Origin of the sequence: Bizionia sp. M204, assembly GCF_023205095.1 — a bacterium.
In the GTDB taxonomy this organism is placed as follows: Bacteria; Bacteroidota; Bacteroidia; order Flavobacteriales; family Flavobacteriaceae; genus Algorimicrobium; species Algorimicrobium hallyeonense.
This window is the reverse complement of record NZ_CP046242.1, coordinates 145,707-165,506: the sequence shown is the minus strand read 5'-3', so window position 1 is coordinate 165,506 and position 19,800 is coordinate 145,707. Positions and strand designations below refer to the sequence as shown.

Annotated in this window: 28 protein-coding genes; 4 read left to right on the top strand and 24 right to left on the bottom strand. The window is 35.4% G+C overall.

Annotated features, from left to right (window positions below):
• Window positions 1–12: 12 nt before the first annotated feature.
• The 24 genes from rplO to rpsL all read right to left on the bottom strand — a co-directional run bounded on the left by rplO (window position 13) and on the right by rpsL (window position 12,328).
• Window positions 13–465: a 50S ribosomal protein L15 gene (rplO, locus tag GMA17_RS00810; protein ID WP_248398063.1), complete on the bottom strand. Its 453-nt coding sequence runs from the start codon at window positions 463–465 to the stop codon at window positions 13–15.
• Between the two features lie 11 nt (window positions 466–476).
• The gene (gene rpmD, locus GMA17_RS00805) at window positions 477–659 is read right to left on the bottom strand and encodes a 50S ribosomal protein L30 (RefSeq protein ID WP_066252537.1); all 183 of its coding nucleotides are present in this window, start codon (window positions 657–659) and stop codon (window positions 477–479) included.
• Between the two features lie 5 nt (window positions 660–664).
• Complete coding sequence (gene rpsE / locus GMA17_RS00800; RefSeq protein ID WP_248398061.1) at window positions 665–1,189, bottom strand: 30S ribosomal protein S5; 525 nt, start codon at window positions 1,187–1,189, stop codon at window positions 665–667.
• Window positions 1,190–1,195: 6 nt separating this feature from the next.
• Complete coding sequence (gene rplR / locus GMA17_RS00795; RefSeq protein WP_248398059.1) at window positions 1,196–1,552, bottom strand: 50S ribosomal protein L18; 357 nt, start codon at window positions 1,550–1,552, stop codon at window positions 1,196–1,198.
• A gap of 10 nt (window positions 1,553–1,562) precedes the next feature.
• Complete coding sequence (rplF, locus tag GMA17_RS00790) at window positions 1,563–2,105, bottom strand: 50S ribosomal protein L6 (RefSeq protein ID WP_248398056.1); 543 nt, start codon at window positions 2,103–2,105, stop codon at window positions 1,563–1,565.
• 19 nt (window positions 2,106–2,124) lie between these two features.
• Window positions 2,125–2,523, bottom strand: a complete 399-nt coding sequence (gene rpsH / locus GMA17_RS00785) for a 30S ribosomal protein S8 (RefSeq protein WP_066252528.1) — start codon at window positions 2,521–2,523, stop codon at window positions 2,125–2,127.
• 67 nt (window positions 2,524–2,590) lie between these two features.
• Complete coding sequence (gene rpsN, locus GMA17_RS00780; protein ID WP_248398054.1) at window positions 2,591–2,860, bottom strand: 30S ribosomal protein S14; 270 nt, start codon at window positions 2,858–2,860, stop codon at window positions 2,591–2,593.
• Between the two features lie 3 nt (window positions 2,861–2,863).
• The gene (gene rplE, locus GMA17_RS00775; RefSeq protein WP_248398052.1) at window positions 2,864–3,415 is read right to left on the bottom strand and encodes a 50S ribosomal protein L5; all 552 of its coding nucleotides are present in this window, start codon (window positions 3,413–3,415) and stop codon (window positions 2,864–2,866) included.
• 2 nt (window positions 3,416–3,417) lie between these two features.
• Window positions 3,418–3,729: a 50S ribosomal protein L24 gene (gene rplX, locus GMA17_RS00770; RefSeq protein ID WP_066252580.1), complete on the bottom strand. Its 312-nt coding sequence runs from the start codon at window positions 3,727–3,729 to the stop codon at window positions 3,418–3,420.
• Between the two features lie 11 nt (window positions 3,730–3,740).
• Window positions 3,741–4,109, bottom strand: coding sequence for a 50S ribosomal protein L14 (gene rplN, locus GMA17_RS00765; protein WP_066252521.1), 369 nt, complete (start codon window positions 4,107–4,109; stop codon window positions 3,741–3,743).
• 2 nt (window positions 4,110–4,111) lie between these two features.
• Complete coding sequence (gene rpsQ / locus GMA17_RS00760; protein ID WP_248398050.1) at window positions 4,112–4,369, bottom strand: 30S ribosomal protein S17; 258 nt, start codon at window positions 4,367–4,369, stop codon at window positions 4,112–4,114.
• Between the two features lie 12 nt (window positions 4,370–4,381).
• Window positions 4,382–4,573 carry a 50S ribosomal protein L29 gene (gene rpmC / locus GMA17_RS00755; RefSeq protein WP_066252517.1) on the bottom strand — a complete coding sequence of 64 codons (192 nt, stop codon included), beginning with the start codon at window positions 4,571–4,573 and terminating at the stop codon, window positions 4,382–4,384.
• Between the two features lie 13 nt (window positions 4,574–4,586).
• Window positions 4,587–5,006 (bottom strand): 50S ribosomal protein L16, encoded by a 420-nt coding sequence (gene rplP / locus GMA17_RS00750; protein ID WP_066252514.1) that lies wholly within the window; start codon window positions 5,004–5,006, stop codon window positions 4,587–4,589.
• A gap of 20 nt (window positions 5,007–5,026) precedes the next feature.
• Window positions 5,027–5,746 (bottom strand): 30S ribosomal protein S3, encoded by a 720-nt coding sequence (gene rpsC / locus GMA17_RS00745; RefSeq protein ID WP_066252512.1) that lies wholly within the window; start codon window positions 5,744–5,746, stop codon window positions 5,027–5,029.
• Window positions 5,747–5,752: 6 nt separating this feature from the next.
• Complete coding sequence (gene rplV / locus GMA17_RS00740) at window positions 5,753–6,160, bottom strand: 50S ribosomal protein L22 (RefSeq protein ID WP_248398048.1); 408 nt, start codon at window positions 6,158–6,160, stop codon at window positions 5,753–5,755.
• 6 nt (window positions 6,161–6,166) lie between these two features.
• On the bottom strand, window positions 6,167–6,445 hold the full coding sequence (gene rpsS, locus GMA17_RS00735) for a 30S ribosomal protein S19 (RefSeq protein ID WP_092209853.1): 279 nt from the start codon (window positions 6,443–6,445) through the stop codon (window positions 6,167–6,169).
• Window positions 6,446–6,448: 3 nt separating this feature from the next.
• On the bottom strand, window positions 6,449–7,276 hold the full coding sequence (rplB, locus tag GMA17_RS00730; RefSeq protein ID WP_248398045.1) for a 50S ribosomal protein L2: 828 nt from the start codon (window positions 7,274–7,276) through the stop codon (window positions 6,449–6,451).
• A gap of 16 nt (window positions 7,277–7,292) precedes the next feature.
• On the bottom strand, window positions 7,293–7,583 hold the full coding sequence (rplW, locus tag GMA17_RS00725; RefSeq protein ID WP_066252504.1) for a 50S ribosomal protein L23: 291 nt from the start codon (window positions 7,581–7,583) through the stop codon (window positions 7,293–7,295).
• A 7-nt stretch (window positions 7,584–7,590) separates the two neighbouring features.
• Window positions 7,591–8,220, bottom strand: coding sequence for a 50S ribosomal protein L4 (gene rplD / locus GMA17_RS00720; RefSeq protein WP_248398042.1), 630 nt, complete (start codon window positions 8,218–8,220; stop codon window positions 7,591–7,593).
• Window positions 8,220–8,837 (bottom strand): 50S ribosomal protein L3, encoded by a 618-nt coding sequence (rplC, locus tag GMA17_RS00715; RefSeq protein WP_066252500.1) that lies wholly within the window; start codon window positions 8,835–8,837, stop codon window positions 8,220–8,222. Before rplC ends, rplD begins: the two co-directional genes overlap by 1 nt.
• 169 nt (window positions 8,838–9,006) lie before the next feature.
• Window positions 9,007–9,312 (bottom strand): 30S ribosomal protein S10, encoded by a 306-nt coding sequence (rpsJ, locus tag GMA17_RS00710; protein ID WP_010181931.1) that lies wholly within the window; start codon window positions 9,310–9,312, stop codon window positions 9,007–9,009.
• A gap of 11 nt (window positions 9,313–9,323) precedes the next feature.
• The gene (gene fusA, locus GMA17_RS00705) at window positions 9,324–11,450 is read right to left on the bottom strand and encodes an elongation factor G (RefSeq protein ID WP_248398039.1); all 2,127 of its coding nucleotides are present in this window, start codon (window positions 11,448–11,450) and stop codon (window positions 9,324–9,326) included.
• 3 nt (window positions 11,451–11,453) lie between these two features.
• Complete coding sequence (rpsG, locus tag GMA17_RS00700; RefSeq protein ID WP_092209843.1) at window positions 11,454–11,930, bottom strand: 30S ribosomal protein S7; 477 nt, start codon at window positions 11,928–11,930, stop codon at window positions 11,454–11,456.
• A gap of 23 nt (window positions 11,931–11,953) precedes the next feature.
• The gene (rpsL, locus tag GMA17_RS00695; RefSeq protein ID WP_014782632.1) at window positions 11,954–12,328 is read right to left on the bottom strand and encodes a 30S ribosomal protein S12; all 375 of its coding nucleotides are present in this window, start codon (window positions 12,326–12,328) and stop codon (window positions 11,954–11,956) included.
• Window positions 12,329–12,564: 236 nt separating this feature from the next.
• Between rpsL and GMA17_RS00690 the strand changes: the two genes are divergently transcribed.
• The 4 genes from GMA17_RS00690 to GMA17_RS00675 all read left to right on the top strand — a co-directional run bounded on the left by GMA17_RS00690 (window position 12,565) and on the right by GMA17_RS00675 (window position 19,795).
• Entirely contained in the window at window positions 12,565–14,205 is a 1,641-nt protein-coding gene (locus GMA17_RS00690; RefSeq protein ID WP_248398036.1) for a hypothetical protein, read from the top strand.
• 120 nt (window positions 14,206–14,325) lie between these two features.
• Complete coding sequence (locus tag GMA17_RS00685; protein WP_248398033.1) at window positions 14,326–17,451, top strand: SusC/RagA family TonB-linked outer membrane protein; 3,126 nt, start codon at window positions 14,326–14,328, stop codon at window positions 17,449–17,451.
• A gap of 51 nt (window positions 17,452–17,502) precedes the next feature.
• Window positions 17,503–18,954: a SusD/RagB family nutrient-binding outer membrane lipoprotein gene (locus tag GMA17_RS00680; protein ID WP_248398030.1), complete on the top strand. Its 1,452-nt coding sequence runs from the start codon at window positions 17,503–17,505 to the stop codon at window positions 18,952–18,954.
• 19 nt (window positions 18,955–18,973) lie between these two features.
• Complete coding sequence (locus tag GMA17_RS00675; RefSeq protein ID WP_248398027.1) at window positions 18,974–19,795, top strand: hypothetical protein; 822 nt, start codon at window positions 18,974–18,976, stop codon at window positions 19,793–19,795.
• Window positions 19,796–19,800: the final 5 nt, after the last annotated feature.

The window sequence follows — 19,800 nt, the reverse complement described above, 5'->3', positions numbered from 1 at the left end:
GCTTAAATTAGATTATAAAGTTACTACTTCACCTCCTGCAGCTTCTATAGCAGCTTTTGCTGAAGCGGTAAACTTATGTGCAGATACTTTTAATTTTGCTTTTAATTCTCCACGTCCCATAATCTTAACAAGATCATTCTTGTTAATTAGACCAAGAGTCATTAGAGTTTCAAAATCTACTGTATCTTTAATTTTCTTATCGTCAACCAATTGTTGAAGCGTATCTAGGTTTACACCTTGATGCTCTATGCGATTGATATTCGTAAAGCCAAACTTAGGAACACGTCTTTGAAGTGGCATTTGACCACCTTCAAAACCTATTTTCTTAGAATAACCAGAACGAGATTTTGCTCCTTTGTGACCACGAGTTGCCGTACCACCTTTTCCAGAACCTTGTCCTCTACCTATTCTTTTACCTTGACTTTTAACTGAACCTTCTGCAGGTTTTAAATTACTTAAATCCATTTTTCAGTATTTTATTTTGTTTCTTCAACAGAAACTAAATGTGAAACTTTAGCTACCATACCAAGGATATTTGGTGAGGCTTCGTGCTCTACAACTTGACCAATTTTTTTAAGACCAAGAGCTTCTAAAGTTCTTTTTTGTCTTAATGTACGATTGATTGCGCTTTTAACTTTTGTTACTTTTATCTTTGCCATCGTTCTTATCCTTTAAATACTTTTTCAAGAGAAATACCTCTATCACGAGCAATTGTTTTAGCGTCTCTTAATTGCAATAATGCATCAAAAGTTGCTTTTACAACGTTATGTGGGTTAGATGAACCTTGAGATTTTGATAATACATCATGAACTCCTACTGCTTCCAAAACTGTTCTCACAGCTCCACCAGCAATAACTCCTGTACCAGGAGCCGCAGGAATAATGTTTACTCTTGCTCCACCATATTTACCTTTTTGTTCGTGTGGTAACGTTCCTTTTACAATAGGAATACGCACTAAATTTTTCTTAGCATCTTCAATTGCTTTTGCAATTGCACTAGCCACATCTTTAGATTTACCTAATCCTTGACCAACGACACCTGCTTCATTTCCAACAACAACAATTGCTGAAAATCCGAATGCTCTACCACCTTTAGTTACTTTTGTAACTCTCTGTACTCCAACTAAACGATCTTTAAGATCTAATCCACTTGGTTTTACTAGCTCTGCGCTTTTGTATTTTTGATACATAATTTCTTAAAATTTAAGTCCTGCTTCTCTAGCACCTTCTGCTAATGATTTTACTCTTCCATGATATAAATATCCACCTCTATCAAAAGAAATAGTATCTACACCCGCTTTAAGGGCTTTTTCAGCAACAGATTTTCCTACTAATGTAGCAACCTCTGCTTTTGTACCTTTTGCAGAACTAATGTCCTTATCTCTTGAAGATGCTGCACTGATAGTTTTACCAGTCACGTCATCTACAACTTGTGCATAAATTTCTTTATTGCTTCTGAAAACAGATAATCTTGGTCTAGCTTCTGTACCAGAAACTACCTTACGAACTCTGCTTTTTATTCTTAATCGTCTTTCGTTCTTTGTTAATGCCATAACTTACTTATTAAGCTGATTTACCTGCTTTTCTTCTTAATTCTTCGCCAACAAACTTCACACCTTTTCCTTTATAAGGCTCAGGTGGTCTAAAGCCGCGAATTTTAGCAGCTACTTGACCAACAAGTTGTTTATCATGAGAAGTTAATTTAATGATTGGATTTTTACCTTTATCTGAAATAGTTTCAACACTTACTTCTGGAGCAATGTCTAATACTATGTTATGAGAAAAACCTAAAGCTAAATCAAGTTTCTGACCTTGATTACTTGCTCTATATCCAACACCTACTAACTCTAAATTTTTTGTCCATCCATTAGATACACCTTCAACCATATTATTGATAAGTGATCTATAAAGACCATGTTTTGCTTTTTCGTTTTTCTTATCAGAAGAACGCTCAACTATAACATTTCCTTCTTCAACTTTAATTGTTACATCAGAAAATTCTTGTGATAATTCACCTAATTTTCCTTTAACTGTAACCACGTTATTGTTGATTTCAACTGTAACTCCTGCTGGAATTACTACTGGGTTATTACCTATTCTTGACATGTTCTATAGTCTTTTTTAATTAGTAAACGTAACAAAGTACTTCACCTCCTACATTATCCCTTTGTGCTTGTTTGCCTGTCATTACACCATGTGATGTAGAAACAATGGCAATACCAAGACCATTAAGAATTCTAGGAAGCTCTTTTGAACTTGCGTACTTACGTAAACCTGGTTTACTTATTCTTTGAATCTTCTTAATTACAGGTTCTTTAGTTTCCTTGTTGTATTTAAGGGCTATTTTAATAGTTCCTTGTACAGCTGAATCTTCAAACTTGTAACTTAAAATATATCCTTGATCGAATAATATTTTAGTGATTTCTTTCTTTAAATTAGAAGCAGGTATTTCTACTACTCTGTGGTTTGCACTCACAGCATTTCTAATTCGTGTCAAATAATCCGCGATTGGATCTGTAGTCATAATTATAAATTTGCGGTAACGGTTTTCAATCTTTTTTAGGATTAAACCTGAAACCAATTAATATTTTTTACCAACTTGCTTTTCTAACACCAGGTATTAAACCTTGGTTAGCCATTTCTCTAAACATTACACGAGAAATACCAAATGTTCTCATATAACCTTTAGGTCTTCCTGTAAGCTTACAACGGTTATGTTGACGCACAGGCGAGGCATTTTTTGGTAACCTTTGTAGTGCTTCATAATCGCCAGCTTCTTTTAAAGCTTTGCGCTTTTCAGCATATTTAGCTACTGTTTTTGCTCTCTTTACCTCACGGGCTTTCATTGATTCTTTAGCCATATCTTAATTTTTTTGAAAAGGTAATCCTAATTCGGTTAATAGTGATTTTGCTTCTTTATCAGTATCCGCATTGGTTACAAAAGTAATATCCATACCTGAAATTTTATTCACTTTATCAATGTCAATTTCTGGAAAGATAATTTGTTCTGTAATTCCTAAATTGTAGTTTCCTCTACCGTCAAAACCGGTTGCTTTAACACCATTAAAATCTCTTACTCGTGGTAAAGCTGAAGTTACTAAACGATCTAAAAATTCGTACATTTTCTCACCACGTAAAGTTACTTTAGCACCAATTGGCATTCCTTTACGTAATTTAAATGATGCAACATCCTTTTTAGAGATGGTTGCTATTGCACGTTGTCCTGTTATAGTCGTTAATTCTTCCACTGCGTGGTCAATTAACTTTTTGTCTGCAACTGCTGCACCTACACCTTTAGATAATACTATCTTTTGTAGTTTAGGCACTTGCATAACATTGTTATAACCAAATTCATCCTTAAGAGCAGCAATTATTCTGCTGTTGTACTCTTCTTTAAGTCTCGGTGTATATCCCATAACTATATTACTTCATTTGATTTTTTAGAAAATCTCACTTTTTTGTCGCCTTCCATTCTATATCCTACACGTGTCTCTTCACCTTTAGCGGTTAATAAAGACAAGTTAGAAATATGAATAGCTGCTTCTTTTTCAACGATTCCTCCTTGAGGACTTTGTGCACTTGGTTTCATATGTTTTTTCACCATGTTCACACCCTCAACAATCGCCTTGTTCTTATCTATTAATACCTTTAGTACTTTACCTTCAGATCCTTTATGGTCTCCAGCATTAACTTTTACGGTATCTCCTGATTTAATTTTAAGCTTTGTCATTTTATTTTTCATTAAAGCACTTCAGGTGCTAATGATACAATTTTCATGAATTGTTTATCACGAAGTTCTCTAGCAACAGGACCAAATACACGTGTTCCTCTCATTTCACCCGTTGGGTTTAATAAAACACATGCGTTATCATCAAATCTAATATAAGATCCGTCTGGTCTTCTTACTTCTTTCTTAGTACGTACGACAACTGCAGTAGAAACAGCACCTTTTTTAATGCTTCCATTAGGTGTTGCATCTTTAACGGAAACAACTATTTTGTCTCCTACAGAAGCGTATCTTCTTTTAGTACCACCTAGTACACGAATGGTTAAAACCTCTTTCGCTCCGGTGTTATCAGCTACTTTTAATCTTGATTCAGTCTGTAACATAATTACTTCGCTCTTTCAATTATTTCAACTAATCTCCAACATTTAGATTTACTCATAGGTCGTGTTTCCATGATCTTTACAGTATCTCCAACGTTACAATCGTTCGTTTCATCGTGTGCAACGTATTTCTTTGTTTTCAACACGAATTTTCCATACATAGGATGTTTTACTTTCTTAACTTCAGCTACCACAATAGATTTCTGCATCTTATTACTAGTAACAATTCCTACACGTTCTTTTCTTAAATTTCTTGTTTCCATCTTTCTGCAGAATTATTGTAATTCTCTTTTGGTTAATTCTGTCGCAATTCTTGCTACGGTTCTTCTTGCAGAACGCAACTGAATTGGATTTTCTAGAGGCGAAATTGCATGAGCCATTTTCATTTCTGAATAACTCTTTGTTGTCTCACCAAGTTTCTCTTGTAACTCGGCTACAGATAATTCTTTAATTTCTGATTGTTTCATAGTATCAAATAAATTATGCTTCGTAATCTCTAGCGATTATAAATTTAGTTTTAACTGGCAATTTCTGTGCTGCCAATCGTAATGCTTCCTTTGCAACGTCTAGTGGTACACCACCTACTTCAAAAAGTACGCGACCTGGCTTAACTACTGCTACCCAATATTCCACGGCACCTTTACCTTTACCCATACGTACTTCAAGAGGTTTCTTTGTAATAGGCTTGTCTGGAAAAATTTTAATCCAGATAGATCCTTCTCTCTTCATGAAACGTGTAGCGGCAATACGTGCTGCTTCAATTTGACGTGCTGTAACAAAGCTTGTGTCCATTGATTTTATACCAAAGGTTCCGCTAGATAGTAAATGCCCTCTTCCGGCATTACCTTTCATACGTCCTTTTTGTTGCTTACGAAATTTTGTTCTTTTAGGCTGTAACATTCTTTCTTTTCTTTAAACGATTACTTTCTACGACGAGGTTTTGAATCTCTGTTTCCACCACGTCCACCTTTTCCTTGCTTTTTAGATAATCCAACAAGCGGAGAAAGTTCTCTTTTACCATATACTTCACCTTTCATGATCCATACTTTAACACCTAATCTACCATAAGTAGTGTGTGCTTCAACTAAAGCATAGTCAATATCGGCTCTAAAGGTTGATAAAGGAATACGTCCTTCTTTGTAGTGTTCGCTACGTGCCATTTCAGCTCCGTTTAAACGTCCACTAATTTGAATTTTGATTCCTTCAGCATTCATTCTCATAGTTGCAGCAATGGCCATCTTAATCGCACGTCTGTATGAGATACGATTTTCAATTTGACGAGCCACACTAGATGCAACTAAAAACGCATCAAGTTCCGGTCTTTTAATTTCAAATATATTTATTTGAACTTCTTTACCAGTAATCTTTTTAAGCTCTTCCTTTAACTTGTCTACCTCTTGACCGCCTTTACCAATAATGATCCCAGGACGAGCCGTTGTGATAGTAACGGTTACAAGTTTAAGCGTACGCTCAATAATTACTCGTGAAACACTAGCTTTAGATAGACGTGCATGAACGTACTTTCTGATCTTATCGTCTTCGGCAAGTTTATCACCATAATCGTTTCCTCCGTACCAGTTAGATTCCCATCCTCTGATAATTCCTAAACGATTTCCGATTGGATTTGTTTTTTGTCCCATATCTATTTAAGCTTGTGTGTTATTGTTAGCTCCAACTACGATTGTTACGTGGTTTGAACGTTTTCTAATTCTGTGTGCACGACCTTGTGGTGCTGGACGCAATCTCTTTAACATTGAGCCACCATCTACACGGATCTCCTTAACAAATAATTCAGCATCTTCAATACTTGCATCTTCGTTCTTCGCTTGCCAGTTTGCAATGGCAGACAATAACAAAGTCTCTAAACGACCTGATGCTTCTTTTGAGCTAAATTTTAAAATATTAAGCGCTTTTTCTACGCGTTCACCTCTTACTAAATCGGCTACTAAACGCATTTTTCTCGGTGATGTAGGACAGTTATTAAGTTTTGCAAAAGCGATTTCCTTTTTTGCATCCTTAATAGCGTCTGCCATTTGTTTTTTACGACTTCCCATAGCTTACTACTTTTTACCTTTATTTTTAGCACCTGCATGACCTCTAAAAGATCGTGTTGGTGAAAATTCTCCTAATTTGTGCCCTACCATGTTTTCAGTTACATAAACAGGAACAAACTGACGTCCGTTATGTACTGCAATTGTTTGACCAACAAAATCTGGTGTAATCATTGAGGCTCTAGACCACGTTTTGATTACCGTTTTTTTGTTACCCTCCACATTGGAAGCCACTTTCTTCTCTAATTTATAATGAACGTAAGGTCCTTTTTTTAATGATCTTGACATGTCTTATTTCTTTCTACGTTCTACAATATATTTATTACTCGCTTTTGTTTTAGAACGGGTTCTATAACCTTTAGCAGGTATACCATTTCTAGAACGTGGATGACCACCTGAAGATTTACCTTCACCACCACCCATTGGGTGATCGACTGGGTTCATCACTACTGGTCTTGTACGAGGTCTTCTTCCTAACCATCTTGATCTACCAGCTTTACCTGATACTAACAATTGATGATCTGAATTAGATACAACACCTATTGTAGCCATACATGTAATTAACACTAAACGTGTTTCACCTGATGGTAATTTTATAGATGCAAATTTATCACCTCTAGCCATTAACTGTGCAAATGTTCCAGCACTTCTAGCCATAACAGCTCCTTGACCTGGACGTAATTCTACACAAGAAATAATAGTTCCTAATGGAATTTGAGATAGTGGCATAGCATTACCAACTTCTGGAGCTACATTGCTGTCTCCGGAAACGATAGTCTGACCTACTTGTAAACCATTTTGAGCAATGATATACGCTTTCTCTCCATCTTGATAGTTTAACAACGCAATAAACGCTGTTCTGTTTGGATCATACTCGATAGACTTAACTTCAGCTGGGATTCCAGTTTTGTTACGTTTAAAATCGATAATACGATACCTTTTCTTATGACCACCACCTATGTAGCGCATAGTCATTTTTCCGCGACTGTTTCTACCACCAGACCTTTTTTTCGGAGCTAATAAACTTTTCTCCGGCTTATCAGTAGTAATGGCGTCGTAACCATTTACTACTCTAAATCGCTGTCCTGGTGTGATTGGTTTTAATTTTCTTACTGACATTTTTTGTTGTCTTTAATTACATGTTACTGTATAAATCAATCATTTCACCTTCCGCCAGTTGTACAATTGCCTTTTTAACAGCATTTGTTTTACCATGTTGAATACCAGTTTTTGTAAACTTAGTACTTCTATCTGGACGGACATTAATAGTACGAACTTTTTCAACAGAAACGCCATAAGCAGCTTCCACCGCTTTTTTGATTTCTACCTTGTTCGCCTTGGTATTCACCGCGAAAGTATAGCAGTTTCTTAACTCGCTATTAGCAGTCGCTTTTTCTGTGATTATAGGTTTAATTAAGATGTTCATCTGTTTCTTATTTACTTAAATTCGTTACAATTCCTTCTAAAGAACTCTCTAAAAGCACTACTTGATTTGCATTTAAAATCTTGTAAGTGCTTATTTCCGAGCTAGTTATAACTTCAGAACCTTTTAAATTGCGTGACGACAAATATACATTATTATTTGAAGCACCCAACACAAAGAGAGATTTTTTATTGACTAGGTCTAAAGCTTTTAAAACTGCTGTGAAGTTTTTTGTTTTTGGAGACTCAAAATTAAAGTCCTCTAAAACTACGATTGATTTCTCGTTTGCTTTAATTGATAAAGCAGATTTACGAGCTAATCGTTTCACATTTTTGTTTAACTTAAAGCTATAGTTTCTAGGTCTAGGTCCGAACATACGTCCACCACCTTTAAAAAGACCAGATTTTATACTACCAGCACGCGCTGTACCTGTTCCTTTTTGTTTCTTTATTTTACGTGTACTACCAGAAATTTCTGCACGTTCTTTTGCTTTATGAGTCCCTTGTCTTTGGTTTGCTAAATATTGTTTAACATCCAAATAAACCGCATGATTATTAGGCTCAATAGCAAACACATCTTTAGACAAGTCAACTTGTCTTCCTGTGTCTTTTCCGTTTAAATCTAAAACTGCTACTTTCATTATTTTCTAATAATTACATAAGCGTTTTTATGTCCAGGAACACATCCTTTAACAACTAGTAGGTTCTTTTCAGCAACTACTTTTAAAACTCTTAAATTTTCAACTTTTACTTGATCAGTTCCCATTCTTCCTGCCATCTTCATTCCTTTAAATACTCTTGCAGGATATGAAGCCGCACCAATAGAACCAGGAGCTCTTAAACGGTTGTGTTGACCGTGAGTAGCTTGACCCACACCAGCAAAACCATGACGTTTAACAACACCTTGAAATCCTTTACCTTTAGATGTCCCAGAAATATCTACGAACTCTCCTTCAGCAAAATGCTCAACTGTTATTGCATCACCTAATTTGTACTCCTTATCAAAACCTTTAAATTCAACGATCTTGCGTTTTACAGAAGTTCCTGCTTTTTTAGCGTGACCTAGGTCCGCTTTAGTAGCGCTTTTTTCTGTCGCGTCATCGAAACCAAGTTGTACAGCACTATAACCGTCAACTTCTTCAGTTCTGACTTGGGTAACGATACATGGTCCAGCTTCGATTACTGTACATGGAATGTTTTTTCCATTTTCATCGAAGATGCTGGTCATACCGATTTTTTTTCCAATTAACCCAGACATAATTTTTCTTTATTATATTATGGACAACTCGCGATTTGTCCTGCTTGTTTGTTTATGGATGATTCGCGACTCACCCGTAAAATATTCAAGGCTGAAAAATACGTTTCAGCCTTGAATTGTATTTTTCCGTTTTTCCCTAACCAATCGTTAAGGACATGTAAGCTTATAACTAAACTTTGATCTCTACTTCTACACCACTTGGTAACTCTAGCTTCATTAGAGCATCAATTGTTTTTGAAGAAGACGAGTAAATATCAAGTAAACGCTTGTAAGAGCTTAATTGAAATTGTTCTCTTGACTTCTTGTTAACGTGTGGAGAACGCAATACAGTGAAAATTTTCTTGTGTGTTGGTAATGGAATTGGTCCCGTTACAACTGCACCTGTACTTTTTACTGTTTTTACAATCTTCTCAGCAGACTTGTCTACTAAATTGTGATCGTAAGACTTTAATTTTATTCTAATTTTTTGACTCATTTTCTTAAGATTTACGATTCAATACCTTTAGCAGCTTTTATAACCTCTTCTGAAATATTAGAAGGTGTTTCAGCATAGTGTGAAAATTCCATTGTTGATGTTGCACGTCCTGATGACAATGTTCTTAATGTGGTAACATATCCAAACATTTCAGATAAAGGAACAGTGGCTTTAATAGTTTTTGCACCTGCTCTATCACCCATATCACTCATTTGTCCACGACGACGGTTTAAATCTCCTACAATATCACCCATGTTTTCTTCTGGTGTAATCACCTCCAATTTCATGATTGGCTCCATTATAACAGCTTTAGCCGCTTTTGCACAATTTTTAAATCCTAATTTAGCTGCTAATTCGAATGATAATTGATCCGAATCCACATCATGGTAAGATCCATCCTTCAATGTCACTTTCATAGAATCGATTTCATATCCAGCTAAAGGACCATTTACCATAGCCATTTTGAATCCTTTTTCAATAGAAGGGATAAATTCTTTAGGAACGTTACCACCTTTAATAATAGATTCAAACTGAAGACCTACAACACCTTCATCTGCTGGTTCCACCGTAAATACGATATCAGCAAATTTACCACGACCACCAGATTGTTTTTTGTAAACTTCTCTATGGTCTGCTGCAGCTGTAATAGCTTCTTTATATTCTACTTGAGGCTCACCTTGATTCACCTCTACTTTAAACTCACGACGTAAACGATCTACAATAATATCTAAGTGAAGCTCACCCATTCCTGATATAATAGTTTGCCCTGAATTCTCGTCTGTTCTAGCTGTAAATGTTGGATCTTCTTCTGCTAATTTAGCTAAAGCCATACCCATTTTATCAACATCTGCTTTCGTTTTTGGCTCCACAGCAATACCAATTACTGGATCTGGGAAGTCCATAGATTCTAAAACAATTGGATGTTTCTCATCAGACATGGTATCACCAGTCTTAATATCTTTAAATCCTACTGCCGCTCCAATATCACCTGCTTCAATAAAATCGATAGCATTTTGCTTGTTAGCATGCATTTGGTAAATTCGTGAGATACGTTCTTTTTTACCTGAACGATTGTTCAAAATATAAGATCCAGCATCTAAACGCCCAGAATATGCACGGAAAAATGCTAAACGACCTACGAAAGGATCGGTTGCAATTTTAAATGCTAAAGCCGAGAAAGGCTCATTAACACTAGGCTTACGTCTTTCTTCTTTATCTGTGTCTGGATTAATACCCACAACACTCTCTCTATCCATTGGAGATGGTAAGTAACGACAAACAGCATCTAATAAGAATTGAACACCTTTGTTTTTGAATGAAGAACCACAAATCATAGGAATGATAGCCATATCCATTACCGCAGCTCTAAGTGCAGCATGCACTTCTTCTTCAGTAATAGAATCTTCATCTTCCATGAATTTCTCTAATAAGTTCTCATCATAGCCAGCTACTTCCTCAATTAATAAAGCACGATATTTACGAACTTCATCTTGCATGTTTTCTGGAATCGGCACCACATCAAAAGTAGATCCGAAATTATCATCATGCCAAACAATAGCTCTGTTTTTAACCAAATCTACGATACCTTTGAACTCGTCTTCTTCACCAATATTTAAAACAATTGGCACTGCATTAGACTTCAACATATCTTTAACTTGCTGACAAACTCCTAAAAAGTCTGATCCTTGACGGTCCATTTTATTAACGAAACCAATTCTTGGAACTTTATAGTTATCTGCTAATCTCCAGTTAGTTTCAGATTGTGGCTCAACACCATCAACTGCACTAAATAGGAATACTAACCCATCAAGAACACGTAATGAACGGTTTACCTCTACGGTAAAATCTACGTGACCAGGTGTATCAATAATATTAAAGTGGTAATCTTGAGCATCTGCTGTTGGCTCACCGTTTTCTTTCGGGAATGTCCAGTCACAAGTAGTTGCAGCAGATGTAATTGTAATACCTCTTTCTGCTTCTTGCTCCATCCAGTCCATTGTAGAAGCACCATCATGAACCTCTCCAATTTTGTGTGAAACACCCGTATAAAATAGAATTCGCTCTGTTGTTGTTGTTTTACCAGCATCAATATGAGCTGCAATTCCTATATTTCTTGTTAATTTTAAATCTCTTGCCATTTCTTAAAATCTAAAGTGTGAGAATGCTTTATTTGCTTCCGCCATCTTATGGGTATCAACACGTTTTTTCACTGCCGCTCCTTCTTCTTTAGCTGCTGCTAAAATTTCTGAAGCTAAACGTTGTGCCATTGATTTTTCGTTTCTCTTACGTGCATAGCCTATAAGCCATTTCATTGCAGTAGAAACTTTACGGTCTGGACGGATTTGCATTGGAATTTGGAATGTAGCACCACCAACACGACGACTACGTACTTCTACGTGAGGCATCACATTAGATAAAGCATCTTTCCACATTTCTAGTGCAGTTTTCTCATCATCTGTTTTCTTTTCTTCTACGATATCAATTGCATCGTAAAACACTTTAAAAGCTACTGACTTCTTACCATCCCACATCATCATGTTTACGAATCTAGTTACTAACTGATCGTTAAAACGTGGATCTGGTAAAAGCGGTCTCTTTTTTGCTGCTCTTTTTCTCATGTCTTCTTCTTAAAGTTTTTTAATTACTTTTTAGGGCGTTTTGCACCATACTTAGATCTACGTTGCGTTCTGCCTGCAACACCTGCTGTGTCTAAAGCACCACGTACAATGTGATATCTAACTCCTGGTAAATCTTTTACCCTTCCACCTCTAACCAATACTATCGAGTGTTCTTGTAGGTTGTGTCCTTCTCCTGGGATGTAGGCATTTACTTCTTTACCATTTGTTAACCTTACCCTTGCAACTTTACGCATTGCAGAATTTGGTTTTTTAGGTGTAGTAGTGTAAACACGCGTACATACTCCACGTCTTTGTGGACACGAATCTAAAGCAACCGATTTACTCTTCTTGGTTATTTTGGTTCTTCCTTTACGTACTAATTGTGAAATTGTTGGCATATATTTCTATATAATTTATGTTTAACCTCTCATTTGAGGGCTGCAAAGGTAGAAATAAAATTTAATTTTTCAAACGTTAATTCATTAATTTTCAATTCTAATTAAAAATCACACGCCAAATTATATCAAAACGAATCTTTTTGCGTTAGTTTTACATTTTAAAGACTTTCATAAAAAGCGTGCATAGATTTCTTTTTTTATTCCTTATTACACTCTTTGGATCAACTCCTGATTTAATGGGACAAAATTTGTATCTAAAAATTCAAAACGAATTAACAGAAAACACCTCTGTCATAGACTCCATAGGCTATCAAAAAAAACACGCGGATTACAATTCATTAAACCGCGAAATAGAGACGCTTAAATATCAATTAAGCAAATTGGGATATATTGATTCCAAATGGCATGGTATTACCAAAAAAAATGATTCTATGTTTGAAACTTCCGTTTCATTAAGCCAACCTTACAAAAATATAGATGTCTATTTTAATTCCGAGACCCTTCCGCCAGGCACATTAAAACAGTTACGTGTTCATAGTAGTAAATTGTATTTTACAATCCGTTTTAAAGAAATTGAACAAACACTTCAATTTATCAATAAAAAAATATCAGACCAAGGCCTACCTTTTAATACGCTTAAACTGGATAACATAAAAAAATCAGGGGTTAACAGATTAAAAGCAGATTTAGTTCTGTCTGGAGATAATGAAATGCGCTTTGTTAATAAAATAGTTGTTAAGGGATATGACAAGTTTCCGAAGTCATACTTAAAATATTTTTTAAAATTACGAACAGGCAAACCTTTAAACTTATCGGAAATAAAAAAACAAACAAGCTTACTTCAGGAATTACCATTTGCCAACCAATTAAGAGAGCCTGAAATTTTATTCAGTAAAGACTCTACCATATTATATGTATACATTGAAAAAACAAAAAGCAATACCTTTGATGGTTTTCTAGGATTTGGAACCAATGAAGAGACGAGCAAACTAGAATTAACAGGCTACCTAAATCTTGAACTCACGAATAATTTGAATTTTGGAGAAAGTTTATCATTAGCATATAGAAGCGATGAGAGTGAACAAAAATCGTTTAACGTAAATGTAAAACTACCCTATTTATTTAATTCGCCTATTGGCACAGAATTAGAGCTTACTATTTTCAAAAAAGACTCTTCGTTTACAACGGCCGATCAAAGCGCACGAATTAATTACCAATTAAATTCCAAAAATCAATTTTCCGTTGGCATTATATCCACCAAATCAAACAACCTTTTAAGCAGTACCAATTTAAATCCATTTATTAAAGATTACGAAACAACTTTCTACACAATTGGCTACACATTTATAAATCGGATTCCCGACCGTTCAATATTTAAAAGAAATGCACAAATCTACTTGGAAACCGGCATTGGTAATCGGACCATTTCACAACAAAAAGATCAGCAATATCAATACCGCGTGGACGCCTTTAAAATCTTCAATTTAAACTCAAAAAACAATGTTTATTTAAGGACAACTAGTTTTGGTTTGTTTTCAGACAGTTATTTAGAGAATGAATTAAGCAGGTTTGGCGGTATAAATTCCATTAGAGGTTTTGAAGAAAACAGCTTAAGCGCCACATTGTACGGCATACTAGCTACCGAGTATCGGTATTCATTAAGCAGTGATTTATATATACACTCTATAATAGACTTAGCCTATTTTGAAAATAAAATAATAGATCAAAAAGAAAAACTATATAGTTTTGGTTTTGGTTTTGGTTTAAACACCAAAGCCGGACTTTTACGCTTCAATTATGCCAACGGTAAAAGCGAAAACCAAAGTTTCAAACTATCCAATTCCAAAATACATTTAAGTTTATCCGCACTTTTTTAGGAATAATAGGTGTTAAAAAGCGTAGTTTTTGAAAATATTTTGAAATTTTAACCCTTATTTATTGTTTAATTAACTTTTTATTATGATTTTTGGCCTAGACTAATTCAAATAAAATACAAAATGAAAACAAAGTTTAGTGGAATTTTAACGCTATTTCTAGCGTTTGTTGTGCAACTTACGTTTGCGCAAGAAAAAACAATTTCAGGAACGATTTCCGATGAAAACGGATTACCGCTCCCTGGAGTTAATATTATTGTAAAAGGTACTGCAACTGGAACTCAATCAGATTTTGATGGTAATTACTCCGTCAATGCTAGTCCAGGTGATGTACTAACCTATTCCTTTATTGGATACACAACAAAAGAAATGACTGTTGGTGCATCTAACACCATTAGCTTTGCAATGGAGGTGGATAGTCAAGCTCTTGAAGAAGTTGTAATTACAGCTTTAGGTATTAAGAGAGAAAAGAGAGAGACTTCCTATGTGACGGAATCGGTTGGTAGCGACGAACTGTTAACTGTTCAACCACAATCTGCCGCATCAGCACTTGCTGGTAAAGTAGCTGGTTTACAAATTAACGTTCAAGACAACGGTGTTAACCCTAGTTCACAAATATTATTACGTGGACTTCGTTCTATAACACAGTCAAACTCTGCATTAATTGTTATTGATGGATCCATCTCTACACAAGGTGCTTTTGATCAATTAAACCCTAATGACATTGAAAGCTTAACTACTTTAAAGGGTGCTACAGCAGCAGCTCTTTATGGTTCAAAAGCGGGTAATGGAGCATTACTTGTTACTACTAAAACAGGTAGAAGCGGTGATAGATTTACGGTAGGTATCAATTCTTCTTACACAATTGAAGAAGTAGCTTATATGCCAGACTTCCAAACACAATATGGTACAGGATGGCAAGGTGCATATGATCCATATGAAAATACAAACTGGGGTCCTAGATTTGATGGTGTTAAAAGAAGAGTAGGTCCTATATTTGCTGACGGATCTTATCAAACTTTACCTTACGCGCCAGTAAAAGATAATTTAAAAGATTTCTACAACACCGGTGGTTCTACAAGTAATACTGTATATTTATCAGGAAGTGATGAAAAAAACAGATTTTACATGTCTTTTGGTAAATTAGAAACGGATGGTATTGTTCCTGACGATCGTTATACTAGAAATACATTTAGAGTAAACGCAAGCCGAAAAATGGGTAATCTTGAATTAGGTTTAACGTCTAGTTTTACAACTGACAAAACTGATTTAGTAGGTAATACTATCGGATCTCAAGACAGACCATTATATTGGTTTATTTTAAATACTTCAGCTAACATTCCTTTAAGCAATTATAAAGATTGGAGAAATGACTTATACGCTTCTCCTAATGGCTGGTATAATGCTTACTATCAGAACCCTTATTGGGCTATTGATACCAACAGAGATACGGACAAATCTAATCGTTTAGTTGCTAACATGAACGCAGATTGGGAAGTAGCTGATTGGTTAAAACTAACAGGTCGTTTTGGTGTTAATAGTTACAACCAAATAGGTAAAGAATACAGAGACGCTCAAAACTATTTACCTAACAGTGCGTATTTAGAAACAGCTGGTCGTCCTGATCCTGTGTCATCATTTGTACAAGATTATGAATTACAATCTATCGATTACACAACTGACTTTTTAGCTCAAAGTGAATTTAACATTGTAGATAAAGTAACTATGAGAGCCATAGTTGGTGCAACTGGTACAACTGAAAGATTTAGACAAAGTGCATATCGCGCGAATAACTTAAGTATTCCTGGATTCTACGACCTTTCTAATACTACAGGCCAACTGGCTGGTGGATTAACTGGTGGAGCATTTGTTAATGAATCTATAAAGAGAACATATGGTCTTTTTGGTGATTTTACACTTGGATATGACAACTTCCTTTTTGCAAGTTTTTCAGGTAGACAAGATTATACTTCTACCTTATCTAGTGATAACAATAGTTATTTCTATCCTTCCTTTGGTTTATCTTTCTTATTCTCTGATTTATTAAACTTTGATGCTTTAAACTTTGGTAAATTAACCTATAGTAATGCTACTGTTTATAATGACCTTGGTCCATACCAAGTAAATGAAACATACGCTCAACAAGCTGGTTTCCCTTATTCATCAACTGGTCTTAACGGGTTTGTTGTTTCAGGAACTGCAGTAGATAAAGATGTGAAGAAAGAAAAAATTCAAACAAATGAATTTGGATTAAATTTAGAGTTTTTAAACCGTCGTGTAACTTTAGACGCAGCGTATTATGATACTAAAACAACAGATCTAATTACAACTGCTACAACAGCGCCATCTGCGGGTTCTAATAGCATTTTAACAAACATTGGTTCTATAGAAGGATCAGGTCTTGAATTAAGTCTTGGATTAGTGCCTTTTAAAGCGGCTAATGCTGGTGACTTCAATTGGAACATTAATGTTAACTTCACGTCTTATGAGCAACAAGTTGCTTCTATCCAACCAGGATTAGATCAAGTACAAGTATCTGGCGGAACAACTTCAGGCTTATGGGCTGTTGTAGGAGAAGATTTCCCACAAGTTAGAGCTGTAGGTTACGAAAGAGATGACCAAGGTCGCGTTATAGTTAATGCAAACACGGGTAATCCAATCGTAGGTGGACTTAAAAATTTAGGAAAAACAACACCAGATTACGTTGTTGGTTTAACTAATGCTGTAAGTTTTAAAGGATTTACTTTAACTGGTACAATGGATTATAGAACAGGTCATGTTTACATCTCGCAATTGGCAGATGCTATGGAGTTCACAGGAAGATCTCAAGAAAGTGTATCTTCTAACCGTCAAGATTTCGTGTTCCCTAATTCAGTAGTGAATGTTGGAACAGAAGATGCTCCGGTATATGTTGAAAACAACAATATCCAAGTAACAGGAGGACGTCAAAACTTTTGGACTAATACGTACAACGATATTAAAGAAAACTATGTTAAAGATGCTACAGCAGTAAAATTAAGAGAGCTTTCTTTACGTTATGACTTACCATCTAAATTTTTAGACAAGGCGTTTGTTTCTAAACTATCAGTTGCACTTATCGGTCGTAATTTAGTTACTTGGTTACCAGAAGAAAACAGATTTTCAGATCCTGAATTTAATAATTCAGCTGGAAACGGTATTGGTTTAGGTGGATATTTCCAATCTCCTCCAACGAGATCATTTGGTATCAATGTTAATCTTGAATTTTAATTTTAAACAATCTTGAAAATGAAAAATATATTTAAATTATTCTCAATTGTAATGCTTTCCGTTATTACAGTTGCTTGTAGTGATGATTATTTGGATGTCAATACAGACCCAAATAATCCACTAACAACATCACCTGATTTGCTGTTGCCAGTAGCGCAGCGATACAGTGCTTATACGATTACGACGCCTCCGGGAGGTGCTCGTCGTCTGAATACTCTTGGTAACTTAATGATGTACAATTGGAGTCAATCAGATGGTTACTCTTGGTATCAAAGTGAATTTGAGTATAGAGTAAATTCCACTTTCTATTCAACAATATGGGATTACCAATATCAAGCTGCTTTGAAGCAATATCATACATTTGATGTTGATACTGAGAATTATGAGTACTATACAGCTATTGCGAAAATTATGAAATCTTTCCATTTCCAGATATTAGTGGATACATATGGAGATATTCCTTATTTCGAAGCTTTATTACGAGGTGAAAATCCAACACCTGCTTTTGATGATGCGTTAACAGTTTATGAAGACTTAATTGTTCAATTAGACAATGCTATAGCATTAATAAACGCTGGTAATGCAAACGGAGATGTACTTAATCCAGGCGGAGCAGATATTATGTATGCTGGAGATATGAACGAATGGAAGAAATTTGCAAATACTGTAAAATTAAGAATATTAGTTAGACAGTCTGATATGGCTGGAAGATCTGGATACCTTACTACAGAATTTCAAAAAATTGCTAATGAAGGCTCTGGTTTTATAACTGACAATGCAACTGCTAACCCAGGATACACGGATCAAGAAGATCAGCAAAGCCCATTTTGGGGTAACTATGGTCAAACTACCGCTGGTGAATATGTAAACAATTACTTTGCTACATGTGCAACACCTTTTGTATTAGATAAATTGACAGACTTTAATGACCCAAGAATTGATTATATCTATGAGGAACCAGAAGATGGCCATCTAGGTGTAGTTCAAGGTTTAGATTTCTATCCTCCAGGTGGTCTTTTAACAGAGCCATTTGTTTCTAATATAGGTCCTGGTCTTTTAAAGAGTGCTGAACAAAATTCAGTTATCTTTTCATTAGCTGAAGCAGAATTTTTACAAGCAGAAGCTGCTTTAAAAACCTATTTGTCAGGTGCACAACAGCACTATGAAAACGGTATTGCTGCATCTTTTGACTATTTAGGAGTACCTAATGCTGCTGGATACTATACGCAGCCTATTGATTTAGTAAGTTGGGGGTCTACTTCCAATAAATTAGAGGCTATTATTACTCAAAAATGGATTGCTTTAAACGGCCTTGATGCTATTCAAAGTTGGTATGATTTTAGTAGAACTGGATATCCATCTAATTTACCAATTTCATTACTATCACCTGAACCAACAAGACCTGTACGTTTAGCTTACCCATCTTCAGAAATCTCTGGAAATGGTGCTAATGTACCAGCACAACCAAACGTATTTACTAGTAAAATATTTTGGGCAAACTAATATTTAAAAAAAAACACATATGAAAACAATAAATAAATTTTTAATCTTAATGGCGCTATCGTTATCCTTTACCTCGTGTTTAGTTGATGATGATGTGTTAACAGATGCAATTAGTGAGACACCTGATTTGGTCGGATTCACAAGTTCAACATTGAATGCTTTGGTAACCGAAGGTACCGGGAGTTATGACAGAAGTGCTACAGTAAAAGTTATTGGGCCAAACAGGGCATCCATAACTGAAGATGTTGCTTTAACTATTGAAGTTAATTCTGCGTCAACTGCAATAGCGGGGATTCACTACGATTTGTCAACTACGTCTGTAACTTTAACCCCTGAAGGAGATTTAACAGGAGAGGTACCGTTTACAGTACTTTCTGATGATAGTTCAATTTCTGCACCTAGTACATTTACACTAATTCTAGATATCGTTGGAACAAGCGGTGGGAACGGTGTAATTCCAAGTGGAAGAACAGGATCGTTAAAGATTAACATATCTTACCTTTGTAATTCTGATTTAGCTGGTGATTATGTTACAACATCTGGTCCTTTTGCCAATGTTACCGTAACTGAATTAGCTGACGGTGTTTACGAGCATAGTACGCTACCAGGATTAACTTCTGGAGGTAACCCTATTCCATTCGAATTTAGTGACTCTTGTGGTGATATCACAATTGATACTTTAGTTCTTGGAGGCGGATATTTAGTTCAAGGTTCTGGAACTGTTGACCCAACTACTGGTGTAATTACTATAAATGGGTATATCCTTTATAATAGTACTACAGTAGATTCTGGACCATTTTTCGATAATTCAGGAAATACCTATGTTTATACTCCTAACTAATCAAA